The organism is Dorea sp. MB18-49 (assembly GCF_023669465.1).
Lineage (GTDB): Bacteria > Bacillota > Clostridia > Lachnospirales > Lachnospiraceae > Dorea_A > Dorea_A longicatena.
The window spans coordinates 1-25,557 of record NZ_JAMOYX010000003.1 but is presented as its reverse complement, the minus strand read 5'-3'; the positions used below and the strand labels follow the sequence as shown (position 1 = coordinate 25,557).

Here is a 25,557-nt window from a genome sequence, read left to right as displayed (position 1 = left end):
AAAGTTAGGAAATAAGTTCATACGTGGGAGGAATCATGAAAGAACCAACGTTAGGTAATCCGCAGAACACGATAGAAGTTCTGCAGAAATATAATTTTTCATTTCAGAAAAAGTTCGGTCAGAATTTCCTGATCGATACGCATGTATTAGATAAGATCATACAGTCGGCAAATATCACGAAGGATGATATGGTACTGGAGATCGGACCGGGAATCGGTACGATGACGCAGTATCTGGCGCAGGCGGCGGGCAAAGTGATTGCAGTGGAGATCGATAAGAACCTGATCCCGATCCTGGAGGATACATTAAGCGGATATGACAATGTACGTGTCATCAATGAAGATGTATTGAAGCTGGATCTTAAGAAGCTTGCAGACGAAGAGAACAACGGAAAGCCGGTCAAAGTGGTGGCGAACCTGCCATATTATATTACGACGCCGATCATCATGGGACTTTTTGAAAATGAGGTTCCGGTAGAGAGTATCACTGTCATGGTGCAGAAAGAAGTTGCGGACCGTATGCAGACCGGACCGGGTAATAAGGACTATGGCGCACTGTCATTAGCAGTACAGTATTATGCCGACCCGTATATTGTGGCAAATGTTCCGCCGAATTGTTTCATGCCGAGACCGAAGGTAGGATCAGCGGTTATACGCTTGACCTGTCATCAGGAGAAACCGGTACAGGTGCAGGATGAGAAGCTGATGTTCAACATCATCCGTGCATCTTTCAACCAGAGAAGGAAGACACTGGCGAACGGTCTGAAGAATGCGGCGACATTAGATTTTACAAAAGAAGAAGTGGAAGCAGCGATTGATGCACTTGGAAAGGGTGCAAGTGTGAGAGGTGAGACACTGACACTGGAAGAATTCGCAAGATTGAGTGATTTATTATCTCCATATAAGAAAGGATGATGACGATGGACAGAAAAGAAGGGCAGACACTATTTGAGGTAACACCGGAAATCAGCCATTTTGCAGAACTTTGCGAGAAGAATAATGCGATAGACAAAGAGCTGTATACGAAGTACGAAGTCAAACGGGGACTCCGTGACCTGAACGGAAAAGGTGTCCTTGCGGGACTTACGAACATTTCCGATGTATGTGCGAAGAAGATCGTGAACGGAGAGGAAGTGCCATGTGCAGGAAATCTTTACTATCGCGGCTACAATATCAAAGATCTGGTGCAGGGGTTTCTGAAAGATAAGCACTATGGATTTGAGGAAATCGCCTATCTGCTGTTATTCGGTGAACTTCCGGATAAGACGCAGCTGCAGACATTTCATGAGACACTGGTGGAAAGACGGACATTGCCGCCGACATTTGTCCGTGATGTGATCATGAAAGCGCCAAGCCGTGACATGATGAACAGCCTGTCGAGATCGATCTTAAGCCTGTACACGTATGATCCTCATGCAGACGATACGTCGATTCCAAATGTACTGCGTCAGTGCCTGAATCTGATCAGTCAGTTCCCGATGCTGATGGTCTATGGTTATCATGCATATAATTACCGTATGGGAGAAGATCTCTTCATCTATGCACCGTCACCGGAATTATCAACAGCAGAGAATATACTGATGATGCTGCGTGAGAATAAGAAATATACGAAATTAGAGGCAAAGATCCTGGATATGGCACTTGTCCTTCATATGGATCACGGCGGCGGTAACAATTCTACATTTACAACGCATGTGGTAACATCATCCGGAACGGATACGTATTCGACGATCGTGGCTGCTATGGCATCCTTAAAAGGACCAAAGCACGGGGGAGCAAATGTCAAAGTAACCCAGATGTTTGACGATATGATGGAAAAAGTCAGTGACTGGGAAGATGATGATGAGGTACGCCGGTATCTGACCGATTTATTGGATAAGAAGGCATTTGACCGGAAAGGACTGATCTACGGAATGGGGCATGCAATCTATTCTGTATCTGACCCGAGAGCCGATATTTTTAAGAAGTTCGTTAAGCAGCTTGCAAGAGAAAAGGGCTGTGAGAAGGAATATGCACTGTATGAAAAGGTAGAGCACATGGCACCGGAGGTCATCGCAGAAAAGCGTAAGATATACAAAGGTGTAAATGCGAATGTCGATTTCTACAGCGGACTTGTATATAGTATGTTGGATCTTCCACCGTCACTTTATACACCGATCTTTGCGGCAGCGCGTATCGTCGGATGGAGTGCACACCGTCTGGAAGAGCTTAAGAATGTAGATAAGATCATTCGTCCGGCGTACAAACCGTTGGCCGAATACAAAGAGTATGTCAGAATGGATGAAAGATGATGAAGCATGAATTTTATTATACATCCAGAGATTCCGTGACAAAGATCCATGCGATCGAATGGCTTCCGGATAGAGATATAAAAGGTGTCTTACAGATATGTCATGGAATGGTGGAGTATATTGACCGTTATGATGAATTTGCCGAATTTATGTCGGAGCACGGATATTATGTAGTCGGACATGATCATCTGGGACATGGGAAATCCATACAGACAGAAGCTGATCTGGGATATTTTGATGAACGGAAAGGTAATCAGTATGTGATCGGAGATATTTATCAGCTGCAGGAGATGACACGGAAAAAATATCCGGATGTGCCGTATTTTATGCTGGGGCACAGTATGGGGTCATTCCTGTTGAGACAGTATCTGACGATGTATGCGGAAGGCCTTGCGGGAGTTGTCATTATGGGAACCGGTCATCAGGGAATGCTGACGCTTTGTGCGGGAAGGATGATCTGCAGGATCATCGCAGCGTTCAAAGGATGGAAATACAGAAGTACATTTGTGGATAATCTGAGCTTTGGAGGTTTCAATAAGAAATTTGAACCTGGTGAGACATCGAAGGAATGGATCACATCCGACAAGAAGAAAAGGGATGAATATGTGCGGGATCCGCTGTGTTCCTATACATTTACACTGGGAGCCTATTATCAGATGTTTGCCGGTATGAAGGTTCTGGTACGGAAAGGAAGTATGAAACGGATTCCGAAGACGCTTCCGGTGCTCTTTACGGCAGGATCCGATGACCCGGTAGGGGCTTTCGGAAAGAATGTGATCAGAGTCTATGAGAAATATAAAGATGCCGGGATAAAAGATGTGTCGATCCATCTGTATAAGGGCGACCGTCATGAGATATTGAATGAAGTAGACCGTCAGAATGTGTATCAGGATATCCTGGCGTGGATCGAGGAAAAAAATCGCAGATAAAACTGTTAAATGAATAAAATGTGGAAGAAAAATCCGCACAAATTGAGGAAATGTTAAGATTTTCAGTGTCTGTGCGGATTTTTTATACCAAAGTATGCAAGATATGAAATCTGAAATTCCAATTTACCTCCAGCTCCGCAACCAGATCGTAAAGGGTATTGGAAAAGGAGAATTTGAAGAAGGCGAACTTCTTCCAACCGTCCGACAGATGGCAGCAGTTTTAAGATCACATCCGGTTACACCAATACGGAGAAAAAGAGGATATAAAATCCGTAAAATTATTAAAAAATGGGCTTCCGAAGGAACATTTTAGTAAAACCAATGGTTCGGCTGATGAAAAACAGTTGCTTGGAAAATTTGACGGAGCAGAATCGGGAAAATGCCGGATGTATGTGTGGCTGGAACAATCAGAAGTCATACAGATTAAGACAAAGAAATATACGGTATTCATGAATAATAAGGATAAAGACCAGACGACTGCCTGGTATGAACAATTAAAAAAAGCGGAGCCATAAAAGCATCCGCAGAAATTACCGGTAAAATGGACCGCCAGAAGTGACCTTCTGGTGGCCTTTACTTTATGAGGGGGGCGATAGTTGTTATCCAACTATCTTTTTCTATTATAATCAAAAAATGTGTACAAAGTATGTTCATTTTATAAAAATGTGATATTTGTTGTTAAAACCACATTTTAGAACGAAAAAAGTATTATAGTAAGAGACAAGGGAAAAATGTTATTGAGGAATACAATAACAAATAGGATAAAAGAAAGGACTAATAGATATGAGTATGATCAAAAATATCAGTAAAGCAGAAGTATTAGTATTAAAAGATCAGGTAGCTTACCAGGAAGGACAGGTAGTCAGCAAAACACTGGCGCAGAACGATGCATTAAGTGTTACATTATTCTCTTTTGACAAAGGAGAAGAGATCAGTACACATGAATCAGGCGGGGATGCATTTGTAACCTGTCTTGACGGAGTAGGTGAGATTACGATCGATGGCGAAAAATATGAGTTACATGAAGGGGAATCAATTATTATGCCGGCAAAGCATCCACATGCAGTGCACGGAAAAGAGCAGTTTAAGATGCTGCTTGTCGTTGTATTTTAATAAAAATATGTAAACAGTGTGGCTTGTGATCTGTTTTATTAAAAAAGCGCAACAAAAAACTCTCCGGAACGGAGAGTTTTTTGTTGTTGTTATAATTACTAAAGGAATGAGAGTAAAGTGTACACCGAAGAGTGATTTCGGTGTGTTACTTTATGAGGGGGGTGATAGTTGTTGTTCATCAACTATCTGACATTTAGTATAAATGGAAAATATGTCTAAAATATGTTAAAAGCATAAAAGAATTCGAAAAAATCTTAAGTAAAAATGAAGCATATAAAAACAGAATCTAAACAGGAACAAAATCAGAGGCAGAAATGGCAGTTTTTCGTAAATGAGCAGTTATTATATCAAAAAATTCACTGGATGTCGGCTTAAGATGCAGTGGACGCAAAGCAATCTTTTCGAGGAGGGATTTATTGCCATGCTCCCAACAGACCTTTATAACGGTGCGGATATTCCGTTCAACGCTATAGCTGGTAGTATTATAATGACGTGCAATGTCTGGATAAAGATACTTACTGACGAAAAGGAGGTAATTTTCATCAGACAGACAAAGGCGTGTCCCATAAATTAAATATGCATATCCCCGATAAGTAGCGCCAATGCCAAGAGACCGGATAAGATATTCTATTTCTGGTTCATGCATAATACTTTCATCTTCTTTCTAAGTTAATTTTTAATATTTAAAATGTAACGGTTAAAAAAGAAATGTTTGCAGTATGAAAAAATATTAAAAAGATATCCATATCTATTATATAAAAAATCTGCTTAAGAAAAATATAGTTTATTATTTTTTGACGAAATATTAACACTCTGCATATCTCTGATAAAGTGGGCGGAAAGGAATAATTTCATAATATCTTAAGAAATTACAGAAACAGTACTTAAAAATTGGCTGGTATTCTTGTATATTATAAGGGAGGTGATGAATTATGTACAACATACTGGTATGTGATGATGATAAAGAAATCGTAGAGGCGATAGAAATCTATTTGTCGCAGGAAGGATATAAAGTATTAAAAGCTTACGACGGTGAGGAAGCATTGAAGCTTTTGGATAAGCATAAAGTGGATCTTCTGATCATTGATGTGATGATGCCAAGATTGGATGGAATCCGCGCAACGTTAAAAATCCGGGAAAAACAGAATATGCCGATCATTATTCTGTCTGCAAAGTCAGAGGATGCCGATAAGATCCTCGGACTGAATGTAGGAGCCGATGATTATATGACCAAGCCATTTAATCCACTGGAACTGACTGCAAGGGTAAAATCACAGCTTCGCAGATATACACAGCTTGGAAGTACAGTGGAAAAAGAGAATCAGGCAGTTTATACCGTGGGAGGACTTATGATCGATGACGATCAGAAAGAAATTACGGTTGACGGAGAGCCGGTGAAACTGACACCGATCGAATACAACATTTTATTGTTACTGGTAAAAAATCAGGGGAAAGTATTTTCTATTGACCAGATATACGAAAGTATCTGGAATGAAGATGCTATCGGAGTAGATAATACGGTAGCTGTACATATCCGTCATATCAGAGAGAAGATCGAGATTAATCCAAAGGAACCAAGGTATCTGAAGGTGGTCTGGGGTGTCGGATATAAGATAGAAAAGCTTTAGGAAGGGGTATATATGAAGAAATGGTACCGAATGCCCAAAGCAAAATTGTTTTTGATAGTGGGGGCACACGTACTGGCCGTTATCGGAGTATTATGTTTACTGTGGGCAACACGTTATCCGATACTGACACAGGAACTGTTCACTGCGGATGCGGCGAAGAGTTATGAAGAAAGCAATGCATTTGCCGATTCCGTGGCGAATGAAAATTATAATATACTGGATGAGATCCGGTATCAGACCTTATATGATACAGATGGCAAATATGATCCGGATAAGATCGTAGATGTGGCAAAATACGAAGATACCGGTGAGATAACAGGAAAAGATGAAACAGGCCTGTCGTTCCGTCTGGGAGATCTGTATTCCTGGGGAAAATTAATCTCGGAATCGATGATGGATTATGATGCGGCCAGGAGCAAATTAGATAAACAGGACTGTATTATCGTATGTAAACGTTCAGACGGAACTTATCATTATTTCCATTACAAAGATTTTAAACAGATGATCGATTACGGAGAGCTGTCATTTGTAATTACCGGAGACAGTTCTGCGGATGATATTCTGACAGAACTAAAGCAGGGAGAGTATCAGGAGAGCAACAGTGGGGAATCCAGATTCCGGGGACTTCAGGATATCGATGGAAAGATTGCCTATATCAATTGCTGGAATTATGATGGTGAAAGAGTTGTCGGGGATTATAAGACGGTAAATGGAGAGACGGTACTTCAGCTTGTGAACAATTCAAAAGAATGGAATGGCAAGCTGAATGAAGCGTACAGAATGATAAATAATTCAGCCGAAACGATCTATTCTGACGTTGATAATTATGCGGTAGCTCAGAATCAGTATCAGGAAGGCAATACGAACATAACGTATCTGTATGTTAATCTGGACAACAAGACGGTCATTACGAATAAGAAAAAATATCAGAACTTTGACAATTACAAAGAGAACCTGAAAAAAATGAAAAAATCAGGAAAATATGTAATCGTAAGACCAAAGCTTGCAGATTATGAAAGCAATATTGAAAAAGCCGGTAAAGGGGATTCGATAGCACAGAAGTGGCAGGAGACAGTGGCCGGTTATGTCGATGCGTCAGATTATATATATGTCTCTGTTGTAGATACGGATTATCCTGTAAAAGATAATTTTTATGAACAGGATGAGATCTTTACAAGGTACGGGGCCGGAGCCAAAGTGGCCGGAATACTGGGAATGGCGGCTGTAGCGGCATATCTTGTCATTCTTGTATTTCTTACGATCGGAGCCGGAAAAGTTAAAGAAGACGAAGAAGTGTATCTTATGAAATTTGATCACATTAAGACAGAACTGGCAGCTGCAAGTGTGCTGTTACTCTGGGCGGTGGTTGCGCTGATAGGAGTAAAGGCCGGGGCATTTACATGGCAGAATGCAAGTGGAGAGACGATCTATATGGAGAATGTGGAGTCGTATCTGCCGGGAATAGTGGTTGGAAGTGTGGAGGCATTGTATACCTGCGCAATGTTTCTTTTCGGATATTTGAGTCTGGTGAGAAGAATCAAGGCGGGAACGGTATGGAAGAACAGTGTGCTCAGATGGCTTTTGATCTTCGTAAAAGAAATGTTCCAGAATATCCGTCATCTGTGGAAATCTATTATGGGATTTGCAATCTTCTTCATGATCCACTGGCTTACGTACGTATTTGGATCAGCGGGAAGTAGTATCTGGCTCAGCAACCGGTTATGGGCGGTCATTCTGTTGATCATAGATGTTGCAGCATTTATCTGGATGGTACAGAAAGCGAAAGGAACCGGAAAGATCAAGACCGGGATCGAGAAGATCGCCGGCGGGGAAGTGGATTATCAGATCCCGGTAAATGGATTGCTGGCAGAGCATAAAGAAATTGCAGAAAAGGTGAATTCCATCGGCGAAGGTCTGGAAGCGGCGCTCGCAAAGAGCATGAAAAGTGAACGCCTGAAGACAGATCTTATCACGAATGTATCGCATGATATTAAGACGCCGCTTACATCTATCATTAATTATGTGGAATTGTTAAAGCAGGAGGACCTTAAGGATCCGAAGATCCAACGCTACATTGAAGTGCTGGAACAGAAATCACAGCGGCTTAAGACACTGACGGAAGATGTGGTGGAAGCTTCAAAAGTAAGCTCCGGCAATATCACACTGGAGTTCATGAATCTGAATCTGGTAGAAATGATCCAGCAGACGAGCGGAGAGTTTGAAGAAAAATTCAAGGCGCGTGATCTGGAGGAAGTGATGAACCTTCCGAATGAGGAGGTTGTAATCCGCGCAGACGGAAGACGGTTGTGGAGAGTGCTGTCTAATATATATAACAATGCGGCAAAATACGCAATGCAAGGAACAAGAGTCTATGCTGATCTTGAAAAGAAAGATGGTATGGCATATTTCAGCCTTAAGAATGTATCCGAGCAGCCGCTAAATATCTCAGCTGACGAACTGACGGAACGTTTCATACGCGGAGATGTATCAAGAAGTACGGAAGGCAGCGGACTTGGACTGTCTATCGCACAGTCGCTGACAGAAATGCAGGGCGGGACATTTGAATTGTATCTGGATGGAGATTTGTTTAAAGTAACGATAAAATTTCCGATTTCATAGTCTGGGCCGGAGGATTTTTTAAAATCCTCCGGCCCAAACTGTATTTACCGTTGTCCCTTTTTCGCAAATTCTACGGAACCATTAATAAAATTGCCATTTACGCTACTTGCGCTACTGTCTAAAAAACAGTAGAATATAATATTATGAATGAATTAAGCAAATTATTACAGGAAAATTTAAATATAGAATTTATATCAGCAACGCTGAGTAACCCGAAGAATAAAGACGGTGTACAAAAAGTGAAAGTAAGACCGATCCTGAAAAAAGATGTCCTTTATTTTCAGCTCGAGTCATTCCGGAATAATCAGGCGTTTCACGAGAATGTGGAGGAGAAAAAAGCTTGTGAAATACTTCTTAAGTATATGGAAAATATGCGCCAGATGCAGATGGAGACACAAAGAGCAGCTTATACAATTCTTGTAAGCAAAAAGGGAAAAGTAACAATAAAAAGCAAGATGAAAAAAGGCGAAAAGAAGCAGATTAATATGAGCCACGACCGCAAGAAGAAGTATGTACTGGAAGAGGGAGTCCCGGTACCATTTCTTCAGGATCTTGGTGTTATGACACAGGATGGAAAGATCGTGCATGCGAAATTCGACAAATTCCGGCAGATCAACCGGTTCCTGGAATTTATCGAGGATATATTGCCGGAGCTTGATAAGGGAAGAGAACTTACAATCCTGGATTTTGGCTGTGGTAAATCTTATCTCACATTTGCCATGTATTATTATCTGCATGAATTGAAAGAATATGACATAAGAATCATAGGACTGGATCTGAAGAAAGATGTGATCCGTCATTGTAATGAATTAAGTGAAAAATATGGCTATGAAAAGCTGAGATTTCTGGAGGGTGACATTGCGGATTATACCGGTGTCAATAAGGTAGATATGGTGGTAACCCTGCATGCCTGCGATACCGCAACCGATTATGCGTTGGCAAAAGCCGTGGGATGGGATGCGAAAGTGATCTTATCGGTACCATGCTGCCAGCATGAACTGAACCGTCAGATAAAAAATGAGATATTAGAACCAATATTAAAATACGGGCTTCTGAAAGAACGTATGGCAGCACTTATCACAGATGGCTTAAGAGCACAGTATCTGGAGCGTGAGGGGTATGAAGCGCAGATACTGGAATTTATAGATATGGAGCATACACCAAAGAATATCCTGATACGTGCAGTAAAGAAGCGGCATGCCAAAGAAGACAATAATATAGAGGCTTCCATCAAGAGATGTGAAGCAGCACTCCGGGTATCACCGACACTGGGACGTCTGTTGGACGGGTTCGCCACGGAGTCCGCAAATTCAGAGAAAGATCATCCGGAGAAAGAGGATAAAGAGGGAGTATAAATGACATTGACTTTAAAAAAAAGGTTAAAGAATGCAGGAATCCTGACTGCAGTATTTATCGTAGCTGTCATTATATTCAGCTACGTGACAAATAAGGGGAATGACAATATGACGGCCGATATGGGAGCCGCAACATTTCCACAGATATCATTTTCTTATGGAGAATATAAGATCAATACACTGACAGGTTATGCAAAACGCATGGATATATCCTCTATGCACAACACGATCACACCGGTAGCGAACCAGAGCCTGGATGTAAACGTAGAAGCATATGGGAATAAATTCACGGGAGCCAGCTACAAAGTCTATACGATGGACGGTACAAGCCAGCTGGAACATAAGAAGATTAAAAAGGTGGGAAAAGGATTTACCCTGGATCTGAGCGGGAAAAAAGTACTGGATGAAGAGCGGATCCTGGAAGTCCGCCTGAACAGAAATGGTGCGGATCCGGTATATTTCTATACCCGTATCGTCAGTGATGAAGATGCACATGTTACAGAATGCCTGAATTACATCAGCGATTATCATGAAAATGCACTTGGCAAGGTGGAAAATGCAGGCGTCGGAGCAGCGCTTGAACCGACTGATGATGCGGACAACACCACACTTCAGCACGTGACGATTAATTCGAATTATGAACAGGTCACATGGGGCAGTCTGAAACCACAGGTAGAACAGGGAGAACGCTGGAGCATCAAGGAACTGAACAGTACCTGTATGTCGGTACAGCTGCAATACCGGGTAAGCTGCAAAGGAGAAGAGAATGAGGCAGACCGCTATGCGGTCAAAGAGTTTTTCCGCGTAAGATATATTGCAGATGCCAAGAAAACCTATCTTCTGGATTACGATCGGACAATGGAACAGATCTTCGACGCGACACAGAAGGTTCTGAATGAGAAAGGAATCATCCTCGGCATCGCGCCTGCAAATCTGTCTTATAAGGTGAATAAAGATGGTACGATCGTATCATTTGTAGAGGCAAATGAACTCTGGAATTATAACAAAGATTCAGACGAGATTTCACTGGTATTTGGTTTCGCAGATGCGGAGAATACAGATGTGAGAAATATGGTGTCAGATCATAAGATCAAGCTTCTTAAGGTAGATGCCAAAGGCAATACAACCTTCCTGGTGTCCGGTTATATGGACCGCGGCGAGCACGAAGGAGAAGTGGGAGTAGCTGTCTATTATTATGATATAGAGAAGAATTCAGTGGAAGAGAAAGTATTTATTTCCACAAATAAATCATATGCACAGGCAGAAAGTGAACTCGGAGAGATGTCATATTACGATGCGAAAACGGATATGCTGTACACAATGGTAGACGGCACCCTTTATCAGTATAGCGTCGAAGATGCCGAGAAGAAAGCACTGGTCAAAGGACTGGATGCACAGCAGTATGTTGTGTCGGAAGACGGAAGTCTGATCGCATATCAGGCAAACGGAGATCTTGAGACCGCAACAAAAGTGACAATCCTGAATGTAGAGACAGGAAAGAAGCAGAAAGTAACCTGCGGAAAAGGAGAATGCATCCGCCCACTTGGATTTGTCAGAAGTGATTTTGTATATGGAGTTGCCAAGACAGAGGATATAGGAAATACCGTATCCGGAGAGGCAACCGTTCCAATGTACAAACTGGAGATCCGGAATCAAAAAGGAAAAGTGATCAAAAAATATCAGACAGACGGCATTTATATTCTGAGTGCATCATTCGATGAAGATATGATCACGCTGGAACGTGCATCGAAAGACGGAGATACTTATACAGCAACAGCACCGGATTATATTACGAATAATGAACAGAAGACCAAGAGCAATATTGCACTGGAAACTTATGCAACAGACCTGAAACAGACACAGGTAAGACTGACGTATAACGACGGAATCGCAGACAAAGAACCAAAAGTGCTCAAGCCAAAACAGATTCTGTTCGAAAGACCACAGACAATCACATTTTCCGATAAAGACGCACCGGAGAAATATTATGTCTATGGACATGGTGATATACAGGGCGTATATACAAAGGCCGGAGACGCGATCAAGAAAGCAAATGATTACAATGGTGTGGTAGTCGATTCATCCCAGAATTATGTATGGGAGCGCGGTAACCGCAATCTGCAGTATTCGATCACCGATAAAGATGATGTGTTAAATACAATCAAAGACCGCCTGAAGAATCAGGAAAAACCGATTGATATCTTAAAAGATGTCAATAACGGCGAGGCTTACGACCTGACAGGATGTACGACGGAAGAGATTCTGTACATCATCAACCAGGGCCGTCCGGTCATTGCAATGCTGGATTCGCAGAATGCCGTCATTCTGGTGGGATACAGCGATACAAATGTTGTGTATGAAGATCTGAATGACAGTACAAGACACAGCGTGAAGTATGAAGAGATGGATCAGATGACGTCCGGAAGCGGTAATACGTATATTGGATAATAGAGAATACAGAATGAATAATAAAAAAGAGCGTGTGAAAAAACTTTTGTTTTTTCACACGCCACTTTTTTAGGCTGTACGGAAAAGCGTACTCTTATATTTCTTCAATGCCCCATACACGATCAGACCAAGAACGGTGCAGGAAATCACCTCACCAATTCCGACTGTCAGCATCATAAACGGAATAGGAAGTGTTACACCATAACCGTAACGCAGTACGAACGGAACGATGATGATATTCGAAATGATTGGTGGAAATGTTGCGACAACTGGTTTCTGCTCACGCAGTTTCCATGTAAAAAATGCACCGATCAATGTTGCAATACTGCCAAATACAATATCCGGAAGGATCGCACCGCCCAGAATATTACCGATCAGACATCCGACAAAGAGTCCCGGAATAGCAGCTGGTGTAAATATTGGTAAAATAGTGAGTGCCTCGGAGATACGAACCTGTACTTCTCCGAAAGAAAATGGTGCAAAAATGTAAGTCAACACCACGTAGATCGCAGCGATCATGGCTGCCTGGGTCATGAAACTAAGATTTTTGTTTTTCATTTTTCAATTCTCCTTTAGTTTTGTTTTACGTGTGGAAGGTCACGAACACACGCGCCGTAGCGGATCTTCATTTAACGCCGGAAAGCGGCGGTCAGCCCTGTTCGACCTTGGTTTTGTGGGCTTTGTGACGGGTGATAGTATAGCATGCGGAAGAGTAAAAATCAAGTGTGGGAATTTGCCGTTTAATTCATCATCGTGGCTTACCCAGGTCCATGATACTAAATTCAACAGCAACTTAATACAAATAAATATACTTCGGAATCCCATTCTCATACACCGTATTCATCTCTCCCTGAATCAACGGTGTCAGATAATCCACCATCTTTTCCGTTACATCATTTCCCGCATTATTAATATAATCTGCAGGCACACTCTTGATTGCATTCGCAATATCACATACCGGGAGTGCTTTAAATTCCGTAGCATAAGGCTTGTCAGAAGTGCGGATCACAGCAGCCATCATACCGCCTGCACCCTCAAGTGCATACTGGCAGGCAGCCTTTCCGAGCATTCTGGATTCCTGAATGTCGGTTGCACTTGCAAGGTGTGCGGCGCAGCGCTGCATCAGGTTCAGCTCGATAGAACGTACCTTGCATCCGATCTCATTTCTTACAGCATCTTCCAGAACCTTTGCGGCACCGGCGATATAGCTGTGGCCGAAGGAATCGACAGCGGAGCTCTGTACTTCTTCGGAAATGTAGCGACCGTCTTTGTTCTTCACACCTTCGCTGACAGCGATGATCACGGCATCCTGTTCTTCCAGTTTTGCTTTCACATCTTTCAGGAATGTGTCAATACTGAATGGTACTTCGCAGAGATAGATAAAGTCAGGTCCTTTCGCACCATTTGCACGGGCGAGGCAGGAAGCTGCAGTCAGCCATCCGGCGTCACGGCCCATCACTTCTACGATTGTTACGGCCTTGGTTGTGTATACGTGGCAGTCACGTTCCAGTTCGGCAAATGTGGTTCCGATATATTTTGCTGCAGATCCAAAACCTGGACAATGGTCCGTTCCGCAGAGGTCATTATCGATGGTTTTTGGTGCGCCGACCACGGTAATGTCTGTGATTCCTTTGTCGTTCAGATATTTGGAAAGCTTGTCTACTGTATCCATGGAATCATTTCCACCGATGTAGATGAAACAGTCGATGCTGTATTTGCGCAGAACAGAGATGATTGTCTCGTATTCATCTGCGCATACGGCAGGATCTTTTAATTTCACACGGCAGGAGCCAAGTGCAGAAGCAGGGGTCTGACAAAGAAGGTCCAGTTCTGATACATTTGTGATTTTGGTTTTAAGATCTATCAGGTTCTCATTTAATACTCCCTGGATTCCATTGACTGATCCATAGATTTTGTCTACGGATGGGCTGGAAAGAGCGTTCTCAATTACTCCGGCAAGAGTTGCGTTGATCGCAGAAGTTGGTCCGCCGGACTGTGCAACTAGTAAGTTCTTCATATGATGATCTCCTAACTTTTGATTGATATTTCTTCCATCTGACTTATTAACTGAAAAATTCGGATAAGTAAGATAGTAAATTCAGTAAATATAGTATAACATAAATCTGGCCGATATGGTATAATAGAAATATATGTGAGTTTTTAAAAAGGAGAATAATTGGCATGGAATTGACAACAATTAGAGAATTATATAAAAACAGTGATTCTTACATGGATCAGAAAGTAACCATCGGTGGATGGGTAAGAAGTATCCGCGGATCCAAAGCATTTGGATTCATCGTGGTAAATGACGGAACATTCTTTGAGCCTTTACAGGTTGTATATCACGACAAGATGGACAACTTTGCAGAGATCTCCAAGTTAAATGTAGGTGCAGCAGTAATCGTTACAGGTACACTGGTAGCAACACCTCAGGCAAAGCAGCCATTCGAGATCCAGGCAGATACTGTAGAAGTAGAAGGAGCATCCGCACCGGATTACCCACTTCAGAAGAAGCGTCACAGCTTTGAATATTTGAGAACAATTGCACATTTAAGACCTAGAACAAATACATTCCAGGCAGTATTCCGTGTACGTTCCCTGACAGCATATGCGATTCATAAGTTCTTCCAGGAGAGAGGTTTTGTATATGTGCATACACCACTGATCACAGGAAGTGATTGTGAGGGTGCAGGAGAGATGTTCCAGGTAACGACTATGGATCTGAATAACGTACCGAAGAATGAAGACGGAAGCGTAGATTATTCCAAAGATTTCTTCGGAAAAGAGACAAGCCTTACTGTAAGCGGACAGTTAAATGGTGAGACTTACGCACAGGCATTCCGCAATATTTATACATTCGGACCGACATTCCGTGCAGAGAACTCTAACACAACACGTCATGCGGCAGAGTTCTGGATGATCGAGCCTGAGATGGCATTTGCAGATCTGGATGACGATATGTTCGTTGCGGAAGCAATGTTAAAATACGTCATCAACTATGTGCTTGAGAATGCACCAGAAGAGATGAACTTCTTCAATTCATTCGTAGACAAGGGACTTCTGGAGAGACTGCACAACGTAGTATCTTCTGATTTCGCAAGAGTGACATATACAGAGGCTGTAGAACTTCTTGAGAAACACAATGATAAATTTGAATACAAAGTAACATGGGGAACAGACCTTCAGACAGAGCACGAAAGATACCTGACAGAAGAAGTCTTCAAACGTCCGGTATTCGTAACAGATTATCCGAAGGAGATCAAAGCATTCTACATGAAGCTGAACGACGATGGCAAGACCGTTGCGGCAGTAGACTGTCTGGTACCTGGAATCGGTGAGATCATCGGAGGAAGCCAGAGAGAGGATGACTACGATAAGCTGAAAGCAAGAATGGATGAACTGGGACTGAAAGAAGAAGACTACAAGTTCTACATGGATCTTCGTAAATATGGTTCTACAAGACATGCCGGATTCGGACTTGGATTCGAAAGATGCGTCATGTATCTGACAGGAATGGGCAATATCCGTGACGTAATTCCATTCCCAAGAACTGTCAACAACTGTGAACTGTAATAGAGGATCATGTGGATAACAACACGTGAAAAACGTATATAAAACGTATATGGGGACGGGGGATTTATAAAAATCCGCCGTCCCCATATAGAATGGAGGGCAGTATGAATATATTAGTAGTAGATGACGAAAAGGAAATCGCTGATGTAGTAGAGCTTTATCTCCAGAATGACCAATACAAAGTATTCAAATTTTACAACGGCCAGGATGCACTGGACTGTATTAACAGTACGAAGATCGATCTTGCGATCCTGGATATTATGCTTCCGGATATTGACGGATTCCAGATCCTCAAGCAGATCCGGCAGAAATATACATTTCCGGTGATCATGCTGACGGCGAAGACGGAATACATGGATAAGATCACCGGGCTTACGCTGGGAGCGGATGATTATATTCCGAAACCGTTCAATCCACTGGAGCTGGTGGCGAGAGTGAAAGCACAGCTTCGCCGGTGTACACAGTATAATGAAGGGACCAAAGAAGAAGGAGATGTCCTGGATTTCGGAGGGCTGTTTCTGAACCGGACTTCTCATGAGTGTGTATACAATGAAGTGCCGCTGACACTGACACCGATCGAATTCGACATCCTCTGGCTTCTGTGTGAGAACCGGGGAAAGGTCATAAGCTCAGAAGAATTGTTCGAGAAAGTATGGCATGAGAAATATTATAAGAACAGTAACAACACGGTGATGGTGCATATCCGTCATCTCCGCGAGAAGATGAGTGCACCGACAGGCAAGTCTGATTTTATCAAGACTGTGTGGGGAGTGGGCTATAAGGTTGAAGAATAATTATCGGAAATTAAAATTCAGTATCCTCTTGCAGACGGTGCTGGTCACAGCGCTTACCGTTCTGGTAGGGGGGGTACTGCTTAAATTTGTGATCGATGGAATTTATAATGACAGTTTTGCCAGAACTTTTGTAGATGTTCTGGTATTTCTGAATATAAATGAAAAGACGGCGGTCCATCTTTACTGGCAGCTGATCGGAGATAACAAGACATTTTTCATGATTGTTGGTTATCTGATCCTTTTTGCGCTGTTTTTTTATGTTGCGCTTTCTCAGATGACAAAATATCTGGATCAGATCGATCATGGAATTGAAAATATTATATCGGAATCTACAGATCCCATTCATCTGATCACAGAATTAAAACCAATAGAGATCCGTTTGAATGAGATTAAAGCAACATTAAAACGGCAGGAGCTGGAGGCATCGGAAGGCGAAAAGAAGAAAAACGACCTGGTGCTTTTTCTGGCGCATGATCTGAAGACGCCGCTGACTTCGATTGTGGCGTATCTTACGATGCTCGAAGATCATCCCGACATGCCGGAAGAAGAACGAAAAGCATATACTCACATCGCATTGGAAAAATCCATCCGATTAGGAGAGCTGATCAATGAATTTTTTGATATTACAAGATATAATCTTCAGAATATCGAACTGGAACCGGTAGAGATTGATCTTACGATGATGCTTGAACAGCTTGCAGATGAGCTGTACGGAGTCCTCCAGGAAAAGAAGCTGACCTGTGAAGTGGATGTAGAAGAAGATCTGATGATCTACGGAGATCCGGATAAGCTTGCAAGAGTATTCGATAATATCTTAAGAAATGCAATTGCTTACTGCTATGCAGATACGGAGATCCGGATCGAAGCGAAAATGAAGGATGGTGACATCGAGATCACATTTACCAATGCAGGTGATAAGATTCCGGGCGATATGCTTCAGACGATATTCGAGAAATTCTATCGCGTGGATGGTTCCAGATCGACAGGAACCGGCGGCGCAGGTCTGGGACTTGCGATCGCCAAACAGATCGTGGAGCTGCACGGAGGAAGAATCCTGGCAAAAAGTGATGACAACCGGACACAGTTTGTCGTAACACTGCCATCGAAAGAGAAGACAGAACAGAAAGAGGGAAGCGAGGATGAAGTTCATACACATCGCAGACTTGCATTTAGGGGCAAAGCCGGACGCGGGAAACGCGTACAGTCAAAATAGAGAACAGGAGCTCTGGGACAGCTTTCGTGATATCATAACAATCTGCAATCAGAAAAAGACAGATTTGTTGCTAATCGCGGGGGACCTGTTCCACAGGCAGCCACTTTTAAGAGAATTAAAAGAAATGAATTCCATACTGGAGATGCTGGAGCAGACAGAAGTTGTTATGATCGCCGGTAATCATGATCATATCAGGAAAAACTCTTATTACCGAACATTTACCTGGGCACCGCATGTGCACATGATCTGCTCGCAGGAAATGAGCTGTGTGGAACTTGACCGGATCCAGACGGCTGTCTATGGATGCAGTTATCATTCCAGAGAAATTCTGGAGCCGTTATATGATCATGCAGTTCCGGAAGGACGGCAGAAGTATGAGATTTTGCTTGCACACGGCGGGGATGAGAAACATATTCCGATCAAGAGTAGTCAGATCATGACGCTTGGGTATGATTATGCTGCATTTGGACATATCCACAAGCCGCAGATGCTGGTGGAGAACCGGATGGCATATGCCGGATCGCTGGAGCCGACGGATGTAGGTGATACAGGAGCTCATGGTTATATCGAAGGAAAGATCACCGGAAATGGTTGTCAGATCCGTTTTGTGCCACATGCACTGCGAGAATACAGACACTGCGAGGTACAGGTGGATAAATCTGTGACCGGCCATGTACTGAGGCAAAAGATTGCAGATATGATCGAAGAGCAGGGAAAGCAGAACATGTATAAGATTACACTGACTGGTTATCGAGATCCGGATATCTGGTATGAGCTGGATCATATGGATCCATACGGTAATGTGGTGGAGATTACAGACCACACAAAGCCTGCATATGACTTTGAAAAATTAAAAAATGAAAATAAAGGAAACATTCTCGGACAATATATTGAAAGCCTGAGTGGCTATCCGGCCGACAGTCTGGAGTACCAGGCACTCTGTGAAGGAGTGCAAGCTTTGATGGAGACGAGAAGAGGATAGAACCGAAAGATGCAGATTAATGAATTATTGTTAAAAAACTTTGGAAAATTCCATGACCGGCAGATAGATCTGGATGAGGGGATCAACCTGATTCACGGGGAAAACGAATCAGGAAAGTCTACAATCCATACATTCATCAGGGGAATGCTTTTCGGAATAGAAAGAGGGAGAGGACGGGCCGCGCAAAATGATACTTTCAGTATATACGAACCGTGGGAAAATCCTAATTACTATTCTGGTATATTGAAGTTCAAAAGTGGAGAGAAACATTTCCGTATCGAAAGAAATTTTGATAAATATTCTAAAAAAGCGGAACTGATCTGTGAAGAGGACGGTGAAGTACTGTCTGTAGAAGACGGAGATCTTGAGATGCTGCTTGGGGAGATGGACGCAGAACGTTACGATAATACCGTTTCCATGAGCCAGAGGAATGCACAGATGGGGGAAAGTATTGTGGCAGAGCTGAAAAATTATGCGACAAACTATTACACCTCGGGAAACGGAGAAATCGACCTGGCCGGTGCATTGGAACAGTTAAGGGGCAGGAAGAAGATCCTGGAAAATGAGATCCGTATGGAAATGGCTCAAAAGCAGCAGAAACGTGAAAAACTTGAGCAGGAAGTATCTTTTGTCTGGCGTGATGTACATCATCTGGAAGAAGAACTGGAACGTGTAGAAGAAGAACTTGCGTATCGGCTGGAAAAGGAAGAAGAAAAGAAAAAAGAGCGCCAGAGGGAAGAAGAACATGGAAAAGGTGTCATGGATGAGATTCGTCCGGAAAAATGGAGGATCCATCCAATGGAGCTTCTGGTGTTTGCACTGGTTATTGTGATTGCAGTCATCTTGTTCTCGAAACCGTGGAATTATCTGATTGCTATTGTGTTATTCCTTGCGTTCGGCTTATATATATGGAATCGGATGAAAGTTGGAAAAAAACAGGTAAAAACAGAGCCAGAGATTATCCTTGAAGAGATCACGCAGGAAGAGGAGAAAGTTCCGATAGAGAGGTTACGCTGGGAGAAATCGCATATTACAGCGGAATTAAAAGAGAAGAGAATTCAGTATGACAACCTGGGAGAACAGCTCGCGGAACTGGATGAAGTTAATGAGCGTTCCAGGGAATATGAGATGAAACGCCAGGCGGTCCAGATGGCGGCAGATCATCTGGAACAGCTGTCAGAGGAGATGCGGGGATATCTAAAAAGAGATCTGAATGAGAAAGCGTCATCATTCATCTGTGAGATCACAGGTGGAAAATATAAAAAGCTTGTGACAGATGAAAAACTTCATGTATCGCTTATGACAGATGAAAAGAGAGTAGAGATTGAACAGGTAAGTCGTGGAACGGTAGAACAGGTCTATCTGGCACTCCGTATGGCAGTGGGAGAGCTTTTATGTGAGGAAGAGATGCCGGTGATACTGGATGATGCATTTGCATATTATGATGAGGAGAGAATGCTTCAGACACTCAGATGGTTGAAAGAACATAAGAAACAAGTGATCATATTTACCTGTCAGACGAGAGAAGAACAGGTGATGAAAGAAGCCGGACTTGTTTATCACAAGATAGAACTTTAAAAAAATGCTGTCGGGAAATTCCCGGCAGCATTTTTTAATCACGTGCATTCGTAAGGAGCTGCCCGTGGCAGGTCCTGTAGATACTATTAAATCTCTTCACCATTTTTATACTTATTGACAACATTCTGAATTCTTTCGATAGGATTCAGGATACTGCTGATAGAACCATCGTGGTTAAGAGTGTCGATCACGAGGGCAATATATTTGCTCATATCACAGTTAATATAATATGGACGTTCCAGAAGTTCAGGTGTCTGGTAGATCAGGTTGGTAGTCAGAACAGCGTCTAAGATACCTTCTTCATATGCCTGGTCGAATTTCTCCAGACCGTTTGTGAACAGACCGAATGTAGCAGCGCAGAAGATACGTTTTGCTTTGCGCTGTTTTAACTGGCGGGCAACGTCTAACATACTGTCACCGGAAGAAATCATGTCATCAAGGATGATCACATCTTTTCCCTCTACGGAAGATCCAAGGAACTCATGAGCAACGATCGGGTTACGGCCGTCTACCACACGTGAGAAGTCACGGCGTTTGTAGAACATACCCATATCAAGGTTCAGTACGTTGGCAAGATAAATTGCACGTCCTGTAGCACCTTCATCCGGGCTGATTGCCATCATGTGATCGCTGTCGATCTGAAGGTCTTTGAAGGTACGGAGAAGACCTTTGACGAACTGGTATGTCGGACGGATTGTTTCAAATCCGTTTAATGGAATCGCATTCTGTACACGAGGATCGTGAGCATCAAATGTGATGATATTGTCAACACCCATACGGACAAGCTCCTGAAGAGCGAGTGCGCAGTCCAGAGATTCACGACTGCTTCTCTTGTGCTGACGGCTTTCATATAAGAATGGCATAATGACGTTAATACGACGTCCTTTTCCACCTACTGCTGCAATAATACGTTTCAAGTTCTGATAATGATCGTCAGGGGACATATGGTTAATATTTCCTGTCAGGGAATATGTCAGGCTGTAGTTACATACATCGACCATAAGATAAAGATCTTTACCACGAACGGATTCATTAATAATACCTTTTGCTTCACCTGAACCAAAACGTGGAACTTTTGCATCGATTAAGTAAGTGTCTTTCTCATAGCCTATAAAAGCGACATCGTTCTTATGAATATGTCCATCTTCCTTTCTCCATTTTACGAGATAATCATTTACTTTTGCTCCCATCTCTGTACAACCGTCAAGAGCGATCAGTCCAAGTGCTCCTACCGGTATATTCTCAAGATTACGATCGTTACGGCGTAACATCATTAGTACCTCCCAGGTTTAATAATTTTTTTTGGATACGGATATCGTCACCGGTAATACGCAGAATTGTATAATTACTGCTGATTCGTGAGAATGTCCGTTCCGAGTAGATTGATTTTATATCCTCCAATGCAAGGTTGGTAGATATTATGGTTGATTTCTGCCTTAATATGCGTTCATTCAGACAAATGAACAACTGGGATACAGTAAATGAATTCGGCAGTTCTGTACCCAGATCATCAATGATCAGCAAGTCACAGTCATAGATGTGTTCAAATACATCAGAATCCTTGTCCTGTCTTTTACCAAATGTATTCTCTGCAAGGATATCAAAAAGTCCGGCTGCTGTAAAGTAAATAACGGAATAAGCGGAATCCATTAATTCTTTTGCGATGCAGTGAGAAAGAAAAGTCTTTCCGACACCGGTATCTCCATACAGTAGTATGTTATGAAATTCTTTAGAAAATGTATCTACGAAGTTGTGACAGACATTTAATGCAGTTTCCATTGATTCCAGAGAAGAACGTCCGGTAAGCGGATCGATATGATTCCTGGAATAATAGGACAGAGAACAGGTTGAAAAGTTCTCTTTGTCAAGGATATCTTTGAGATTAGATTGCGTATATAAATAATCCACAATCGCTTTTTTGAAACAGTGACATTTATGTGTGCCAATATAACCGGTATCTTTACAATCCGGACACTGATAGTGTAATTCAAGGTAATTGGCAGGAAGACCATGTGCTTTTAATAAAGCCGGCTTTCTGGCGGAGAGTTCTTTGATTTCTGATTTTAAAGAAGAAAGAGCAGTCTGATCTCCGTCCAGAAGCAGTCTTGCCTTTTTAACACTTAAAGAGGAGATGGAATGATCCACTTCCTCTAATTCAGGAATGAGGGCGTATGCCTTCTCATAGCGTTTTCTGAGTTGAAACTCATTATCCAGTTGTTTTTGTTCATAAGTACGCATTAAATGATCGTACTGAGAATTGGAAAGTGCCATGTTATGGAAAACTCCTCTGCATTCGCATAATAGAATCTGATATGTATACTTTATTGCTGAACCAGACGACGTTCCAGATCATTCATGTCATAAGAACGTCCGTCGAAATTGTTGAACTTATTGTTCTGGTTAATTGCAGGCTTCTGTGCCTGTTGCTGTCTTTTGCGTTCCTTTGCGAGCTCTTTCGCACGTTCCTTCTCTTTGCGATAATCAGCATCTACCGCATCGATATCTTTTAACTGACGGACATTCTTGTCCTTCCAGCGCTTCAGAATGGAATCGGTATAGTCAAAGCTTGGCTGATGAATGGCATTCATCGTACGGTCACATGCTTCAAGGATTACTTCCAGAGCAAAACCATATTCTTCTGACCATTTGCGGATATAGGCAATCTCAGAAGCGGCAGGACCGCGGCCCTTAATCCCATATGCATTCAGGACGCAATAACAGTTCTTATTATAAAGAAATGAACTTGTCTTGGCAAGATTCACAGTTGTTATGTTTTCTTCATGCCATGATAAGGCCACCTTATTAATATAATGCATACTCTTGTGACCATTTTCGACACAATATTCGATCAGATACTCAATAAGTTCAGCTGACATATTCAGTGTGTCATAAAAATAAGTAATCTGGTCAATATCAGTAGCGGAAAGTGTCTTGCCGAGATACTGTTCGGCAACAAAGAGTAATTCTTTGAATTCTGCACGTTCCTTACGGCTACGGTACTGCTGTATATTTGTTGTAGATGCCGGAACCGCAGAAACAGGGGCTTCGACAGAATCAACAGGGTAATCCATCTGATTTGTCATAGATGGAACGGACGCAGTCATATAGCCGGACTGTACATCGTGTAATTCGGAAGTTGGTACGGATGAACGGACCGTACTTTGCGGAGTCGGATCATCCGGAGTGTCATCCAGATAATCAAGGAGTCCTTCACTCTTCCAGTATCTTAATGCGCGGAGTACATCCTTCTCTGTGCACTCGAGCAGATCAGCCAGCTCGGAAACAGAAAGACATCCGGAGGACTGATTCATATGACGGAGAAGCAGGAGATATACTTTGACATATTCTCCATTGGCTCTGACCATATACTGGTCGATAAATTCATTGTCCAGTACAGTCGCGTTCGTCTGTACATACTTCGTAAGTTTTAATTCCTTCATAATAATTCCCCGTCCTCCCCAGAACTTTTTGTATCTTTCGTTTCATCGTAGACACATTATAGCACCGGGAAGACGGGGAAAAAAGAAATTTTTGAGTCAAAATCCGACTTTTTTGTGGATAAAATTGTGTGGATAATGTGGATAACTAGTGTTTAAGCAGGTTTTCCCCAATGTTTACAACGTTTCCGGCTCCCATAGTTATCAACACATCTCCCTTCTGGCACTTGTCCAGACAGAAGTTTTCAATCTCTTCAAAGCTTGGGAAATAGTAAGCATCGCATCCTTTTTTCTTTAATTCTTCTGCGATCATCTCAGAAGACATGCCCAGAGTATCTGTCTCACGGGCAGCGTAGATGTCTGCGAGGATCACATGATCGACATGTGTCAGAGCATCTACAAATTCAGGGAATAATGCTTTGGTACGTGTATAAGTATGTGGCTGGAAGATGCACCATATTTCTTTGTGCGGGTATTCCTTGGCCGCTGTTAAAGTTGCATTGATCTCTGTTGGGTGATGAGCATAATCATCAATGACGGTAACTCCATTAACTTCACCTTTATATTCGAAACGACGGTCTGTGCCGTGGAACGATTTTAGTCCTTCTTTGATCTTGGTAAATGGAACTCCGAGAAGGTCTGCAACGGCAATGGCTGATAATGCATTGGATACATTATGATCTCCATTCACCGATAATGAGATACGGTCGATAAATTCACCGGATTTTACCAGATCGAAAGAGGCCTCTCCCTTCTTATCATGAAGGATATTGGTTGCACTGTAGTCAAGAGAGCTGTCATTACCGTAACGGATCACGCGGCAGTCAAGGTCAGCAGTGATCTCTTCAAGATCAGGAATGTTGTCGTTGATAACAAGTGTTCCATCCTTTGGAAGTAATTTCGCAAAGCGGTGGAAAGAATTACGGATATCAGCCAGGTCTTTGAAGAAATCCAGATGATCTTCGTCAATATTCAGGATTACGCCGATCTTCGGGAAGAAATGCAGGAAACTGTTCGTATATTCACAGGCTTCTGTGACAAAATATTCAGAATTACCTACACGGATGTTACCGCCGATAGCCTTTAAGATGCCGCCGACAGAGATGGTAGGATCCATTTCTCCGGCAAGTAAAATGTGTGACAGCATAGAAGTTGTCGTTGTCTTGCCGTGGGTACCGGAAATTGCGATCGGTACATCATAGTTGGTCATTAACTGTCCGAGCAGTTCTGCACGGGTCAGCATAGGAAGATTCTGTTTTACAGCTTCTGCGAATTCTTCGTTATCAGGATGAATTGCGGCAGTATATACAACAACATCGATGCCGGAAATAATATTAGAAGCTTTCTGTCCGTAGAATACTTTGGCCCCCAGCTTTTCCAGATGATCTGTGAGGGCGGATTCTTTATTATCAGATCCGGAAATAATGAAACCTTCTTTTAAAAGTATCTCGGCAAGACCACTCATGCTGATACCGCCGATTCCGATAAAGTGTACGTGTACAGGTTTTTCAAAATTAATTTTATACATAATATACCATCCTTTTTTAATAATATAGGTAAAAAGATCATCATAAAAACTACATGTTCTTCATATTATT

General features: G+C 42.4%; 21 protein-coding genes and 1 pseudogene. 15 read left to right on the top strand and 7 right to left on the bottom strand.

The window, feature by feature from the left end:
* The first annotated feature begins 35 nt into the window (after nucleotides 1-35).
* The 6 genes and pseudogenes from rsmA to NCY30_RS02415 all read left to right on the top strand — a co-directional run bounded on the left by rsmA (nucleotide 36) and on the right by NCY30_RS02415 (nucleotide 4,332).
* Entirely contained in the window at nucleotides 36-914 is an 879-nt protein-coding gene (gene rsmA / locus NCY30_RS02440; protein WP_055182256.1) for a 16S rRNA (adenine(1518)-N(6)/adenine(1519)-N(6))-dimethyltransferase RsmA, read from the top strand.
* Nucleotides 911-2,290 carry a citrate/2-methylcitrate synthase gene (locus NCY30_RS02435; protein WP_081022617.1) on the top strand — a complete coding sequence of 460 codons (1,380 nt, stop codon included), beginning with the start codon at nucleotides 911-913 and terminating at the stop codon, nucleotides 2,288-2,290. Before rsmA ends, NCY30_RS02435 begins: the two co-directional genes overlap by 4 nt.
* The gene (locus NCY30_RS02430; RefSeq protein ID WP_022415285.1) at nucleotides 2,287-3,219 is read left to right on the top strand and encodes an alpha/beta fold hydrolase; all 933 of its coding nucleotides are present in this window, start codon (nucleotides 2,287-2,289) and stop codon (nucleotides 3,217-3,219) included. The genes NCY30_RS02435 and NCY30_RS02430 overlap by 4 nt, the downstream gene beginning before the upstream one ends.
* A gap of 94 nt (nucleotides 3,220-3,313) precedes the next feature.
* Nucleotides 3,314-3,436 (top strand): annotated as a pseudogene (locus NCY30_RS15290) (GntR family transcriptional regulator); the annotation flags it as partial.
* 127 nt (nucleotides 3,437-3,563) lie between these two features.
* Complete coding sequence (locus tag NCY30_RS02420; protein ID WP_155115982.1) at nucleotides 3,564-3,734, top strand: hypothetical protein; 171 nt, start codon at nucleotides 3,564-3,566, stop codon at nucleotides 3,732-3,734.
* A 268-nt stretch (nucleotides 3,735-4,002) separates the two neighbouring features.
* Nucleotides 4,003-4,332 (top strand): cupin domain-containing protein, encoded by a 330-nt coding sequence (locus NCY30_RS02415; RefSeq protein ID WP_173784885.1) that lies wholly within the window; start codon nucleotides 4,003-4,005, stop codon nucleotides 4,330-4,332.
* Between the two features lie 286 nt (nucleotides 4,333-4,618).
* On the opposite strand, the gene NCY30_RS02410 is transcribed toward NCY30_RS02415, so the two are convergent.
* Nucleotides 4,619-4,978, bottom strand: a complete 360-nt coding sequence (locus tag NCY30_RS02410) for a sporulation initiation factor Spo0A C-terminal domain-containing protein (protein ID WP_081019696.1) — start codon at nucleotides 4,976-4,978, stop codon at nucleotides 4,619-4,621.
* A gap of 283 nt (nucleotides 4,979-5,261) precedes the next feature.
* Here NCY30_RS02410 and NCY30_RS02405 point away from each other — a divergent pair, with 283 nt between their 5' ends.
* The 4 genes from NCY30_RS02405 (at nucleotide 5,262) to NCY30_RS02390 (ending at nucleotide 12,382) form a co-directional block, all read left to right on the top strand.
* Nucleotides 5,262-5,960, top strand: a complete 699-nt coding sequence (locus NCY30_RS02405; RefSeq protein WP_330371007.1) for a response regulator transcription factor — start codon at nucleotides 5,262-5,264, stop codon at nucleotides 5,958-5,960.
* 12 nt (nucleotides 5,961-5,972) lie between these two features.
* Nucleotides 5,973-8,579, top strand: a complete 2,607-nt coding sequence (locus NCY30_RS02400) for a sensor histidine kinase (protein ID WP_250818443.1) — start codon at nucleotides 5,973-5,975, stop codon at nucleotides 8,577-8,579.
* A 143-nt stretch (nucleotides 8,580-8,722) separates the two neighbouring features.
* A complete protein-coding gene (locus NCY30_RS02395; RefSeq protein WP_130096743.1) occupies nucleotides 8,723-9,934 on the top strand; it encodes a class I SAM-dependent methyltransferase in 1,212 nt (403 codons plus the stop codon).
* Nucleotides 9,935-12,382, top strand: a complete 2,448-nt coding sequence (locus NCY30_RS02390; protein WP_022415289.1) for a hypothetical protein — start codon at nucleotides 9,935-9,937, stop codon at nucleotides 12,380-12,382.
* 69 nt (nucleotides 12,383-12,451) lie between these two features.
* Here the strand turns inward: NCY30_RS02390 and NCY30_RS02385 are convergent, their stop codons facing one another.
* Entirely contained in the window at nucleotides 12,452-12,940 is a 489-nt protein-coding gene (locus NCY30_RS02385) for a QueT transporter family protein (RefSeq protein ID WP_022415290.1), read from the bottom strand.
* 235 nt (nucleotides 12,941-13,175) lie between these two features.
* Complete coding sequence (locus NCY30_RS02380) at nucleotides 13,176-14,399, bottom strand: 6-phosphofructokinase (RefSeq protein ID WP_022415291.1); 1,224 nt, start codon at nucleotides 14,397-14,399, stop codon at nucleotides 13,176-13,178.
* Between the two features lie 164 nt (nucleotides 14,400-14,563).
* Here NCY30_RS02380 and asnS point away from each other — a divergent pair, with 164 nt between their 5' ends.
* The 5 genes from asnS to NCY30_RS02355 all read left to right on the top strand — a co-directional run bounded on the left by asnS (nucleotide 14,564) and on the right by NCY30_RS02355 (nucleotide 20,522).
* Complete coding sequence (asnS, locus tag NCY30_RS02375; protein WP_006427511.1) at nucleotides 14,564-15,955, top strand: asparagine--tRNA ligase; 1,392 nt, start codon at nucleotides 14,564-14,566, stop codon at nucleotides 15,953-15,955.
* A gap of 104 nt (nucleotides 15,956-16,059) precedes the next feature.
* Nucleotides 16,060-16,749 carry a VanR-ABDEGLN family response regulator transcription factor gene (gene vanR, locus NCY30_RS02370; RefSeq protein WP_022415292.1) on the top strand — a complete coding sequence of 230 codons (690 nt, stop codon included), beginning with the start codon at nucleotides 16,060-16,062 and terminating at the stop codon, nucleotides 16,747-16,749.
* Nucleotides 16,739-17,962 (top strand): sensor histidine kinase, encoded by a 1,224-nt coding sequence (locus tag NCY30_RS02365; RefSeq protein WP_022415293.1) that lies wholly within the window; start codon nucleotides 16,739-16,741, stop codon nucleotides 17,960-17,962. Before vanR ends, NCY30_RS02365 begins: the two co-directional genes overlap by 11 nt.
* Nucleotides 17,889-18,944, top strand: coding sequence for a metallophosphoesterase family protein (locus tag NCY30_RS02360; protein WP_139009168.1), 1,056 nt, complete (start codon nucleotides 17,889-17,891; stop codon nucleotides 18,942-18,944). The genes NCY30_RS02365 and NCY30_RS02360 overlap by 74 nt, the downstream gene beginning before the upstream one ends.
* 9 nt (nucleotides 18,945-18,953) lie before the next feature.
* The gene (locus NCY30_RS02355) at nucleotides 18,954-20,522 is read left to right on the top strand and encodes an ATP-binding protein (RefSeq protein ID WP_139009167.1); all 1,569 of its coding nucleotides are present in this window, start codon (nucleotides 18,954-18,956) and stop codon (nucleotides 20,520-20,522) included.
* Nucleotides 20,523-20,608: 86 nt separating this feature from the next.
* Here NCY30_RS02355 and NCY30_RS02350 read toward each other — a convergent pair whose 3' ends face one another.
* The 4 genes from NCY30_RS02350 to murC form a co-directional block, all read right to left on the bottom strand.
* Nucleotides 20,609-21,793, bottom strand: a complete 1,185-nt coding sequence (locus NCY30_RS02350; RefSeq protein ID WP_055195387.1) for a ribose-phosphate pyrophosphokinase — start codon at nucleotides 21,791-21,793, stop codon at nucleotides 20,609-20,611.
* Entirely contained in the window at nucleotides 21,780-22,793 is a 1,014-nt protein-coding gene (locus tag NCY30_RS02345) for an ATP-binding protein (protein WP_055195390.1), read from the bottom strand. The genes NCY30_RS02350 and NCY30_RS02345 overlap by 14 nt, the downstream gene beginning before the upstream one ends.
* Nucleotides 22,794-22,843: 50 nt before the next feature.
* Nucleotides 22,844-23,962, bottom strand: coding sequence for a DnaD domain protein (locus NCY30_RS02340; protein WP_006427503.1), 1,119 nt, complete (start codon nucleotides 23,960-23,962; stop codon nucleotides 22,844-22,846).
* A gap of 145 nt (nucleotides 23,963-24,107) precedes the next feature.
* Nucleotides 24,108-25,487 carry a UDP-N-acetylmuramate--L-alanine ligase gene (gene murC / locus NCY30_RS02335; RefSeq protein WP_139009166.1) on the bottom strand — a complete coding sequence of 460 codons (1,380 nt, stop codon included), beginning with the start codon at nucleotides 25,485-25,487 and terminating at the stop codon, nucleotides 24,108-24,110.
* Between the last annotated feature and the right edge of the window lie 70 nt (nucleotides 25,488-25,557).